Here is an 11,630-nt window from a genome sequence, read left to right on the forward strand (position 1 = left end):
GAGTGCCTGAAAACGGCCCCTGACCTGCGAAGACACCTTCCAACGTCTTCCAGCGTCAGGGGTCGTTTTTCGTTCTTGTGTGGCCCCTGTGTGGCCCGAGGGCGCCGGGGCAACTCCGTGTCCCGAGATCCTGTCAAGATGGAACTCACGACGAACTTCGCGCAGCGCTCAGGCGCGACCTCAGGAGCTGAGGTCGGAAAAAAAGCCCAGGGTGGGATCCTCGAAGGTCCCGACGACAAGACCTCGGTCGAGGAACCTGTTGAACTCCTCGCAACTCGTCTCGGGAAGCAACGCGCACCCGTGGCAGGCAGCGAGGTTGCACGAGTCGGGCCCTTGGCCGCGCTCGCCCGCATCCATGCAGACGGGATCGGTCGAACACCACTGGGCATCGCTGAGCGCGGCGGCAAACACTGGCTGCAGGCGGCCAGGTCGCGACATGCGGACCAGCCCGCCCATCGTCCCTTCGGAATCACCGGCAGCCGTGTAGATCAGCAGGCCGGCCATGTCCCGAGAGCCCTCACGGGACACGTACAACCGCTCGCGAAGCGATGCCGAGCTGTACCCGCAAGTGAACACAAGCTCGTTGATGAGGAGGTGTGCGACCGTGTGCAACATGATCATGCGCGGCGAGATGTCACGCGGGCTCCCACCACGGTCGGTGATCACCTGCCCATACTGGTTCGCGATTCGATCCGCCCGCGCCTGGACATCGCCACGCGCCTCCCAGGCCGAAAGCCGCTCTGGGGCAAGCTCGAAGTAGATTCCTTCTCCCTTGACCACGTAGGCCGGCAGCCAGTCCTTGTCCGGCGGCAGCGGACGACGACGAAGCAGGGCCTTGCCCTCGGCGATCTTCAGATCACGGTCTCGGCCACGGGTGAACCCGCGGAGCACCCGCGTTTCGCGCAGGACCGTGACGCTGCGGACGCGCTCGATGTGAGTCCCGATGGCGGGGTGAACGCCTGGATCCGATGCGCGCAGCTCGTCGTCCTGAGGTGTCTCGCGCAGCAGCTTGAACTCTGGGTAGCGCCAGATATCCAGGTCGCCCGATTCATCATCGTCGTCGCCCTCCTCGGATGAACCAATGCCGAATCTGTCCTGGTAGGCCGCGAGCAGCTCGTCGTCGGTGAATTGGTCAAACAGATCTCCGGCTCCCCGGGTGGCCTGCCGGATCTCAGCCACGGTGGCGTCCTTGCCCCGCATCGTGAACAGGAACGCCATGGTCGGCTCGACGTCGGCCCGCTTGAGGAGATCGCGCATCGCGCCACTGACAGCACCGACCTTCTGTGGCAGGAAGATCGAGGACTCAACATACGGAAAGTAGACGTTGCCACTGGCCCGGAGCGCACCCTGAACCGGTTGGTCGCACGGGCCGTCCTCTTCATGCAGCCACGGCCGGGCCCCGGTGCATAGATACGGATCCGACCGGCCGGCCAACTGCTGCGTCAGGAAAGTGCTGTCCTCCCCTGACTCGGTTTTCATGCCTCCGGTCGTGATGCCTTGTAGGGACCGCGACGCGCCGCAGCCCTTGCGCTCATCTCGCTTGTTCTTGGCGTCGTAGCCGCACCGGACAACCTGGCCCTCGAGTCCGCCGCCTCCGGTCGAGAACAGTCGCAGCACTCCGGTGCACGTGGGATTCCTCGATCGGTGCACCCATTCCCTGAATGGGAAGTCATCGATGTGGCCATTGCCGCAGATCGCGACGAAGGGCACCTGGGACATCTTCGGCCCGAACCGGCGCTTCCCCACGCAAGTGGGCTCGTCGCATCGCACTGCATCCTGAAAGCTGAGTGGCACTTTCTTGAGCCGCTTGCAGTACATGCAGAACGAGTAGCACGGGAACCTCAGCGCTGGGACGGTCAGCTTCTCGTTGCGGTGATCTTCCGGCGAGCCCTTGCGGTAGTCCGGAGGCAGGCGAAACTCCTGCACCTTCAGCCGTGCCTCAAGTCGCCAGTCGTTGACCCGGAAGTCCTCCAGCGCCAGGTCGGCGTTGTTGCGGGGGAACCAGTGGTCGAGCCCGGCCGTGATGACGGATGTGCCATCGACGAGCACGCTCATGGCGCCGACGCCGAAGGGCGACACCAACTGCGCTCGGCGCATGCTGCCTGACGTCATGCCTGTGCCTCCGGCTCTTCGAGGTCATCGGTGAGGTAGTCGAGCGTGACGGAGAGTTGGCACTCGGCGTCAACACTGCGCATGCTCATCGGTGTTTCCCAGGTGATGTTCTTGTTTCCGGGATCCGCAAGATCGCCAGCCGGACGCATCAGTCCCTGCTTCGGGTCGCCGTTGAAGTAGTTCACCGTCGCCCACGTCGTGCGCTCGCCCTTCTCCCACTGGCGCGAGCGCTCGGCGACCCACTGATCGAAAACCGGCAACTCGTCGCTGTCAACGAGAGCAGCTCGCGTTCGAAGCAGCGCTATCGAGTCCTCGAACTCGGCCTGTGGGAACGGGCTGGGGTCAAGCGTGGGATTGAGCTGGCGCATCCGCGAGATCGCGGCAGCGTGCAGTGCACGCTTCAGCACCGGCTCCGCGAAGGGCGTCACCGACGTGGGTTCGACCTGCGCGTACAGCTGCTGGTGATAGGTCCGGAACCGCTCGTAGTGGCTGCGGTCGCGCGGCTTCGCGGACCCGTAGATCGTGATGACAAGGCCGGGCGTCTTCACATTGCGGCCCACGCGACCGCTGACCTGGATGTACTGCGCGGTGGTCTTCGGCTGACCAACGATCGTCATCAGGCCGAGGCGGTCGATATCGACACCAACCTCGATGATGTTCGAGGCGAGGCAAATGTCCACGCACTTCGCGTTTTCGGGGCAAGCTCCGGAGCCGACGCACTTGGCGCCGTCCGCGCAATCAGGATGCGGCAGGCGGAACTCCAGTTCCTCGATTGCCTTCGGGATCTCGTCGCTGCGACGGCGCGAGGTGAGCTCCATTTTATTACGCGGGTACCTCGGCGTGATGCCGTCACGCCGTTGCAGGCCGACCAGATAGTCAGGAACGTCGGAGTCCAGCAATGACAGTGTGTTGCCGAGCTCTCGAAGGCTGTTCAGGAAGTTGAGGTTGGTCCAGTAGCCGTCCCGATCGGCTGGATTCGGGATCTGCGGTCCGGCTTGAAGGGTTGCCGCCGCGACTCGCGCCTGGACCGTCTGTGTGGAGCCGAGTGACGGACTCATGACACCGAGGTACCGCCGCCCTGGTGCTGGCTTGCCATCTGGCAGCCGTGCGGGTTCTGCAAAGAACGAACGCCCCTCTTCCAGCCCGTGGGGCGGGAACAGGGCGACGTCCTCGCGACCGAACAGTCCGAGGATTTGATCTTCATAGCGACGCACTGTGGCAGTCGACGCGATGATCTTTGCGGGCACCGGCGGATCGCTGCGACGGTCCGTGGTGAGGTCATCGATCATGGCTTCGTACAAGCCGACCATCGACCCCAGCGGACCCGAGATGAGGTGGAGCTCGTCCTGGATGATCAAGCCTGGCGGCGAGTAGATCCGTTCACCGTGCTCTCCGAGGCCGAACATCGTCCGAGCAGCGGGTTGCCAGGCCATGGTGGCGAATTTGTCGACAGTGCCGATCACGATTGACGGGCGCGACTCGTAGATGCCCTCATCGACGACGTGGACGGGCAGGCCCTCGCGGCCGCTGAATCGGCAGTGTTCATCCGGGCACCGGAAGAGGAAGCGGCCGCCGGACCACACGTAGCCAGGAGTGTCTTGCCCGCGCGGCTTACTGACCGGTCCCATTCGTGCGCCGCACCACGGGCACTTAAGGAGCAGGAACTTGTTCGAAGCGCGGGAATCGCGTCGAAGTTCCGCCAGCGCTCGTTCGGCTGCCGTCCACCGGTTCGGCGTTGAATCCCCGCCGAGCCAAACGCCGATCCCGAACGGGGCTGTCCCAAGTTCATCCTGCTGGCCCGAGCGGACGTCCTCAAGGACGCAGATCAGCGACGATGCCCGCAGGAACTGCTGGGCCGTGAGCAAACGCAGCGTGTAGCGCATGAGGGTGTCGGTGCCGGCGTCGTCCGGGTTGCGGAGCCGGCGAGCGAGCAAGGAGATGGCCGATGCGCCAAGGTATGCCTCGGTCTTTCCGCCACCAGTAGGGAAGAAGATCAGGTCGACCAACGTGCGCTTCTGATGGGTTGGGTCGACGAGTTCGGGGAGGCTCGCCAAGATGAAGGCGATCTGGAACGCGCGCCAGCGGCCACCGTTCGGATCGGGCGTTGCAGCCGGGTGCGGCCCGTCGGGCCGGTAGACCCCCTGCTTGTCCTTGATCAGATCTCGCGGCTCGAGCCGCGACCGAACCTGCTGATAGAGCATCGCGAAATTGGCGAGCTGGAAGGCCCGGCCCGCGAGAGGGTCATGCTGTACCAGGTACCAGCCCTCCCTCATGCGCTCGAGGGCTTCAGTGCACTTCCTCATGTGTTCCTGCGCCGCGTTCTGGTAGCGCGCTGGCAGATCACCGATCGACCTTCTGCGGTCGTCGATCCACTGGGCATAGAGCTCGAGGACCTTCTCAACTTGGGCCTCACCGGTGGCGGTCGTGTTTGCGAGCTCCTCCATGCTGACGCTGACCGGGGTACGAGTGCCGTCGGGGTGCTCCTCGAAGACGTCCGGCGTCAGGCTGGTGACCTCGTAGGCCGGCATTGCGTCCGCCTTCACAAACGGGACCGTCGGGTCGCCGTCTTCGTCTACTGAGTCCTCCCAAGTCGCGGCGCATCCGTGGCCGATGGCGAACGTGCGTCGGTGCCGGTAGAGGAGCGCGATCGATTCCTCCTCCTCGTCGCTGTCTGGCTGCTCGACATCTGGGTAGGGCTCAATGCGCAGACCGTCGACTGCCGTTGCCGAGAATGCGACCTGGAAAAACGCACTTCCCGATCCCGTTCCGACGGCGTCATCGACGACAGCGAGCGTCACCAGGCGAAGATCAGGGTCTGCCTCACCGGGCACAGCGCGGCTGAAGACTGAAACACTGGGCTTGATGCGCGGCTCGATCTTGGGCTCGACGACGACTGGTGTCGTCGGCAGTGGCGAGCGCTTTCGCTCGCGTCTCAGCACCTCCGCTGCGGCAGTTGCGTCGAGTACGAATGGGCGCCGGACCCACCAGGTCAGCGGCGGCGTATCTGGCGCGGTGACCTTGACCGGGTCGTAGTAGGCACCAGTCACCTGGATCCTGAGTGCTGCCTCGTCGGCCACGCGCACCTTGAAGGAGATCGCCATGGCCGACGGCTTCCGCCGGTTCGCGTCAGACAGGTCAAAGTCGTCGGCATCCGGTTGGTCTTGCCGACGTGGGCCCCGTACTTCCGACGGCGGCTCTTCGGGGTTCTCCTCGCTCTCGGGGAGTCCTGGAATGACGGCGGAGTCGTCGCCCTCGGATGCAAGACTGCCTGTCGGCGTACCCCCGCTGTAGAGAACACCGACGCCGTACCGGCGCAGCGGATCGGACCGGGTCAGCACCTCCTCGAGCGTGTCGCGGTCGTGGAACTGTCCATTGACCTCGTCCTTCTTCTGGAAGGACAGCGACGGTCCGGAGCAGTCGATGGGATTGCCGCTGGGTGCCTCGCCGTCAGGCGGCCCGAACAGCTCGCGTCGTACTGCCGCCTCGACGACGCCGCGTGCTTCAACACCGCTCATTGATTCCCTGCCATTCCTGCTAGCCCGGTGCTCTCCTCGATGACGCCGTAAAGGCGATCGGTGGCTCGGGTCAGGCCCACGTAAAGGACGGACTCGAAGTTCGGGACGTTCACGCGGTCCAGGTCTGTAACGATCACGGCCGGCGCTTCGAGGCCCTTGAAGGCTTGGATCGACGAGTAGCGGATCCTCCCCTTCTTGATGGTGTCGCCTCCAACTTGGACAAGCACGCTCTTGAGCCATGGATCGCTCGTGGTCGCGGCGACTGAACCTGTGCCGAGGGGACTGAGCACCACGATCTCGCTGAGGTCGAACGACTCGTCGCGCAACGCCTCGACCGCTTGACGCAGCAGCGGCGACTGATCCTCGCCACGCACGTACTTGAGGAGGACCGGGTTGGTTCCGTCGTCGTCGCGTCGGAACCTCTGGTACCCGGGGGTGAGCCCGCTGAAGAAATTGACGCTGAACCCGATTCTCGGGAGGTTCCGGCAATTCATCGTGAGTCGGTGGGACGGCAAGTGGGGCATGCCCTCCTTGAGGAGCTCGCGGCCACGACCATCGTCGTAGATGGCCTGGCGCTCGAAGTCGCCGAACATGAGGACCCGGCCGCCGGAGAGTCCGTCTTTGACCATCAGCTCGAAGACGTCTAGATATGTCTCGGTTAGGAGATCCTGGACCTCGTCGATGATCAGGAAGTCAGCAGGCGGCTCACCCAGTTCAAGCAGCACCTCGACGGCTCGTTCGGGAAGCTCGGAAGACCAGAATGCTTGGCTGGCGTCAGCCGGCGCCTTGAGTCCAGTCAGCGCCAAGAGCTGGCTATGGAACGTGCCGACCGACAAGCCTGGGTCACTGATGTCCTCCGCTAGGCGGCGGCCAAGCAGCCTGTTGAAGCAGATGAGGCTTCCGGTTCGCCCGAGGGCCAGTTCGCGACGTGCCGCCTCAAGAGCCAGGAAGGTCTTGCCTGACCCGGCCGGTCCGGTGAACAGCACGCTCTGGTTTTCGGACATGGCATCGAGTGCGAGGAACTGTTCCTCTACGAAACGGACGAGCTGATGCTCGCGCGCCGACCGCACGTCCCCGGCGACGATGCCGAACTCAAAGTTCGGCCGAAGAAGCATGGCGATCTGCTTTGCCGTTGCTCGGTCAGGCCCGACGCCCCCGTAGGAGAAGCCGTTAAAGGTGGCGTCGAGGTTGGCGACCCCACCTGCGAAGACGCGACGGATCGCACCAATTGGATCGTTCTTTAGGTCCTCTGAGTCGAGCACCTGCCAGTCGAACCACTCGTTCGTGGGCTTGAGCATCGTCCGTGCACGGGTCGCTGTGAACCATGCGGCGCTCAGAGTCGGAATCGACCTGAGATCGATCTTCTTCTTCAGTAGGTCCTTCCGAATCGAGTGCATCGCTTCTGCAGCCTGTTTGAACGGACCCCGCGTGGTCGGGGCCTGGTTGCCCAGTCGCCAGACGCCGTCATCGAAGGTGAAGTGCTCGTGCGACTTCACCTCGATCACCAGGATTCCGAGATCTGGTGCAACGACGACGAAATCTGCTTCGCCCTCCGGGTTGCGGACATGTTCGGCGATGTTGAGCGAGTGGAGGACGATCCAGTCGTCGGTCGTCCGATCCTCTGCGAGCTTCCGATAGACCGACTTCTCCCCCGGTGCTGCCCCTTCCGGAAAGAGCGGGGGAATCAGTCGAGCCACTGGGCGCTCCCGTCCGTGAACGGCACGCGAACTTGATGGCGGCTGACGATTTCGGTGAATGGCGCCTTCGCGAGGACCCGGGCAACGATCATGCCGCGGAAGCCTTCGCGAGGCAGGTCCAAGTGCAGAATCCCATCACGTTCCAGGACCCGCAGGTCGGCATGCCCAACGGCCGCTTCGAGCTCCTTGCGGAGATCGGCACTTGCCTTGTAGACGGCCCGTCGAAGGGTGATCGCGTTGCCGTAGGTCGGCTGCGCCGGCTCACCGAGCCAGTCGAGGAGCAGCGCGAAGTCCGCGTCGCGCTGAGGGCATATCAGGCGCGGATCTGCCCATGCCCGCACTTGGCCATAGGAACGCACCCCTACACGTTCGAGCTCTGACATCGCCCTACGGGACCCGACATGCGCCAGTCGTTCTTGGAGGCGAGCCTTCCATCGCGCCTGAGTAGCGAGGATTCCAGTCGCTCTCGCCCCCAGTGAGACGACAGCTTGGTCGTACATTGCGCCGCGCTCGGTCTCGCCCTCGCGAAGGACGAGGTAGGTGCCAGGCACGATGCTCTTCACGGCTTCGTACCCAACGCGGGCACCCTCGGGCTGTTTCGGGTCTAGCGAACGGATCCGATCGCCGTCGTCGAGCCACAAGCCCTGGCCGCCAGCGAGGAGGACCTTCCATGCCTCCACTTCATCACTTGTCGGCTCACGGTCGCCGGACGTACGCGTGCCCCAAACCGGCTGGGGAAAGTAGACGTCGGTGACGTCCTCGTCCTCAGCGACTGCGTTCTCAGGCTCGGCCGTGTCCCCGATCTGGTGCACGGTGGTCTTCACAACGATCTGCCCCTCCGCATGAACGCCGAGCGTGGAGGACGGCACTGAGCGGTTCCCGAACCAAGCCGGCATCAGGAACGTGACTTCGGGGGTCACTGGCGCTGTAACCACGGAGGAAGGCATGAAGGTCGGCGGAGCGATGACGTAGCTGATCTCGACCGTTCGCCTGACTGCATCGAGTTCGCTCGGGATCAAGACCGTGGCGCCGACTTCATCGAGCCACGAAGCCAAACCAGCGCGAGCAGCTCCCTTGCTCGCGACGGCGACGCATCCGTCCGGTCCAACTTCCTGGATTGATTCGAGCAAGACGGCACCGGTCGGCGAGTCTGTCGCACCCACGGCCACCGCTGCATCCGCAATGAGGTCGAGCAGGTCTCCATCGCTGACGAGCTTCCGGAGACGCTTCGCCTGCCGGACGATGTCGTCGATCAGCGGCTGGTTCGTCTGAAACTCCCTGGGTTGCGGCTGCGTCATGCGCCGCCATCGCAGCGCGTTAGCGGCCTGGAGTACGCCGTTCCAGACCTCGCTTCGTTCATCTCCGAGGGCGAACAGCGCGCGACGGATCGCGGCATTTAGCTGAGCCCCGGCAGGATCTCCAACGGCGAAGATCGACACACCCTGGTGCATGAGGGAGCCCGCAGCCTCGTAGCGATGCGCGACGTCTTCTATCCGGCTCATACGGCCACCGTGAACGCCAAGGCTTCAACCGCCGTGGGCGGACGCCACCGGAGCTCGTCGACGATCGACACCGGTCGACTGTTGTTGTGGCGGGCCTCGATCACGGTCTCTGCCGCCGACTCATCCGCCACCGAGCGATCGACAATACACAGCACCACCGGCGTCGTGATGTCGTTCAGGAGCTTGATGGCGCCGAAGCGATCGAGGACTGTCATCAGGCACGTCGCGGGAAGCTCCCAGCCCTCGCCGAATCGGTACGCAGGGACGATTGGCGTGGACCACGTGGCCGCACGGTCGTCGTCGGGCAGCACGTACGCGCTCATGGGTGTGCCCTGCCCACTGTCGGCTGCACCGTCACCGATGACGGAGTTGAGATCCTCGCGGAGCCACTTTGCGGTCCCAACGAGTGCCAGATCGGCCGACGGAGCCGCAAGCCGTGCCGCCCAGTTTTTGGAAGCGCCCGTTAGCTCGGCGAGGTACCCCGGATTCGGCACGTCGCCCACCGCGCGGTCGGCGACCCCGTCCAGCTGAGCCACCGCCTTGTAGCGCGCCACAGGCAACAGTTTGCCGCCCGTAAGAACCCGCGGATCGTTTCGGCTCTCCTCGAGCGACGAGAAGGCGCCGGTGATGATCAGCCGATCAGTGACAGCTCGCAGATAGGTTGTCCGGTCAGCGGCCCGGAAGACATCAATCGGCTCAGCCAGCTGTGGGGCGGGGCTCGAGAGCATCCAGCCACAGCCCACGAGCGCAGCGACGTAGTCGCGACGAGGGACAGAGACCGCCACAACGAGCTGGCGTCCGTCTAGTTCGGTCGCATACCGGCGAAGACGAGATCCGAGGCTGACGAAGGCGCCGATCCACGGGGCACTGACAGGTGGCCCGCCCGGCTCGTCTGCAATCCCGAGCATCACACGAGGCGCTGCAGAAACCGCAGTCATCCATCCCTCCTCCCTGTCGCCGACAACCCGAAGGTTGGACCGTTCACCAATCGCGTTTGGATGCTAGGCGTTGGCCCCGACAGAAGTCGTGAGTCCGCAAAATCCGCCGGAGATTCTCAACCACTGCCAGTTTCATCTTGGGCTGGCCTGCAACGACGCCGCGGAGCGGGTCGGACGGGCGAGAATGGCTGCGTGGACTATGACGAGACTGCGCCGGTGCTCGCGCTCGTGACCGATCCCGATTCAGAGACAGCGCTCCTACGTCCAATGAGCCTGAACGTCCCTGGCACGATTGCCGCCACGATCGAGGGTTCGATCGAGGCAGTCGAGATCGACGGAGGGAGCGTCCTTTGGGTGGATGCGTCAGGGAAGAACCGCAGGCTGGCGACGAACCTGCTTGCGACGAAGATCGCCCACCGCCACAATGCGGGCCTGTACCCTGATGACACGATCAACGGGCGCGCCCTGGTCGTCGGAGAGACGAACGGGCCCTCCGGCGATCTCGTCTCTGCCGATGTTTCGCCGGCCACGCTCGCGGCGCTCAAACGGCACGGGATCGAAGTCCAGCCGGGTTAGATGGGCATAGTGAGCGAGGATCTCAACGCGGACAACTCGTGGGCATCGTCCCCAGGCCGTCGGCGCAACATGCAGGCGAACCGCTCGCGCGACACCAAACCCGAGCTCGCCGTCCGGCGCCTCCTGCATGCCCGCGGGTTCAGGTATCGTGTCGCGGCCGCTCCCGTCGCAGGGCTGCGTCGTCGTGCCGACATCGTCTTCATAAAGCAGCGCATTGCGGTCTTCATTGACGGCTGCTTCTGGCACGGTTGCGCGGAACACGGCAGGAAGAGCTTTCAGCACAACGTCGACTACTGGCCGGCCAAGATCGCGACCAACATGGCGCGTGACCTCGACACCACCGCTCGCCTCACTGATTCAGGATGGCGTGTGCTTCGCTTCTGGGAGCATGAATCGCCCGCCGACGTCGCTTCGGCGATCGCCGCCGCGGTCGTTGACGAGCGGCAGCGTCAGGGCCGTGATCGTTCGTGACGACCACCTCACCACCCCGGTAAGGCGGCGGAGAGTTCCTCCCCGAGGTGGGGAATCCCGCCCGAGATAACCTCCACAGGAATGCTGAGCTTCACCGCCGCCCAAGCCCCGAGTGTGCCGACGTCCTGGGGCACGTTGGCTGCCACCCAATCCGACGGAACGGAGCCCACGCCAGCGAGATCGAACTCGGTGGTCAGCCGCACGGTGACGAGCACCCAATTGGGGTCGCGAAGCATGACGTCGTACTCGTGACGTGACAGGTATGCAGTGAATCTCCCGAGGCGCGTGGTGCTCTTGACCTCGAGGTGGCCGGAGACAGCCTCCGTGGAAACGGCGACGTCATAGCCGAAACCGTCAGACCAGGTCGACACATGCTCGACGAGGGCATCGGACTTCTCGCGAAGTAGACCGACGAGCGCAGCCTCCCCTGCCGCCCCCACTCGCTCTCGTGCCGCTGTGTCGACCTTGCCCCAGCTGGAGATGAGCTGCTCGTAGACCGCAGAAGCAGCCAGGCCGAGCGCTTCGCCGGCCGTGACGATGTCCGTAGGCAGTTCGTCAGGTGAACGAACAAGTTCGTCAGCATCCTGGACCCAAGGTGGCGCTGCCTTCTCAAAGATGGCACCCAGGACAATGTTCGCCGCTGGCACCCGTGAGCCGACGCTTTCGAGCAGGTCCAGGTCTCGAAGCCACGTGAGCGCGGTTGCGTATTGGGTCGGGGTCAGGTCGCTGTACCGCGCATGCGTAGTCAGTAGTGCCTGGGCTCGTGGCACGCCGCCGCTCGTCGGAAGAATCTCCAGCCAACGCTTGGCGGCGAGCAAG

At 64.4% G+C, this 11,630-nt stretch carries 8 protein-coding genes; 2 read left to right on the top strand and 6 right to left on the bottom strand.

What is annotated here, in order from left to right; genetic code table 11:
* Positions 1–180 precede the first annotated feature (180 nt).
* Genes drmB through ACZYRU_RS14720 form a run of 5 tightly spaced genes read right to left on the bottom strand, consistent with a single transcriptional unit; the run spans position 181 to position 9,764 of the window.
* Entirely contained in the window at positions 181–2,112 is a 1,932-nt protein-coding gene (gene drmB, locus ACZYRU_RS14700) for a DrmB family protein (protein WP_488957835.1), read from the bottom strand.
* Positions 2,109–5,627 (bottom strand): helicase-related protein, encoded by a 3,519-nt coding sequence (locus ACZYRU_RS14705; RefSeq protein WP_488957836.1) that lies wholly within the window; start codon positions 5,625–5,627, stop codon positions 2,109–2,111. Before ACZYRU_RS14705 ends, drmB begins: the two co-directional genes overlap by 4 nt.
* Positions 5,624–7,324, bottom strand: a complete 1,701-nt coding sequence (locus ACZYRU_RS14710) for a nuclease-related domain-containing DEAD/DEAH box helicase (protein WP_488957837.1) — start codon at positions 7,322–7,324, stop codon at positions 5,624–5,626. Before ACZYRU_RS14710 ends, ACZYRU_RS14705 begins: the two co-directional genes overlap by 4 nt.
* The gene (locus ACZYRU_RS14715; protein ID WP_488957838.1) at positions 7,312–8,826 is read right to left on the bottom strand and encodes a DISARM anti-phage system protein DrmE domain-containing protein; all 1,515 of its coding nucleotides are present in this window, start codon (positions 8,824–8,826) and stop codon (positions 7,312–7,314) included. The genes ACZYRU_RS14710 and ACZYRU_RS14715 overlap by 13 nt, the downstream gene beginning before the upstream one ends.
* Complete coding sequence (locus tag ACZYRU_RS14720; protein ID WP_488957839.1) at positions 8,823–9,764, bottom strand: hypothetical protein; 942 nt, start codon at positions 9,762–9,764, stop codon at positions 8,823–8,825. Before ACZYRU_RS14720 ends, ACZYRU_RS14715 begins: the two co-directional genes overlap by 4 nt.
* Positions 9,765–9,956: 192 nt before the next feature.
* Here ACZYRU_RS14720 and ACZYRU_RS14725 point away from each other — a divergent pair, with 192 nt between their 5' ends.
* Together ACZYRU_RS14725 and ACZYRU_RS14730 are read left to right on the top strand one after the other, a co-directional pair.
* Positions 9,957–10,340, top strand: coding sequence for a DUF3846 domain-containing protein (locus ACZYRU_RS14725; protein ID WP_488957840.1), 384 nt, complete (start codon positions 9,957–9,959; stop codon positions 10,338–10,340).
* Positions 10,341–10,349: 9 nt separating this feature from the next.
* A complete protein-coding gene (locus tag ACZYRU_RS14730; RefSeq protein WP_488957841.1) occupies positions 10,350–10,811 on the top strand; it encodes a very short patch repair endonuclease in 462 nt (153 codons plus the stop codon).
* 8 nt (positions 10,812–10,819) lie between these two features.
* Here ACZYRU_RS14730 and ACZYRU_RS14735 read toward each other — a convergent pair whose 3' ends face one another.
* Complete coding sequence (locus ACZYRU_RS14735; protein WP_488957842.1) at positions 10,820–11,629, bottom strand: protein NO VEIN domain-containing protein; 810 nt, start codon at positions 11,627–11,629, stop codon at positions 10,820–10,822.
* Between the last annotated feature and the right edge of the window lies 1 nt (position 11,630).

The organism is Nocardioides sp. F233 (genome assembly GCF_057813895.1).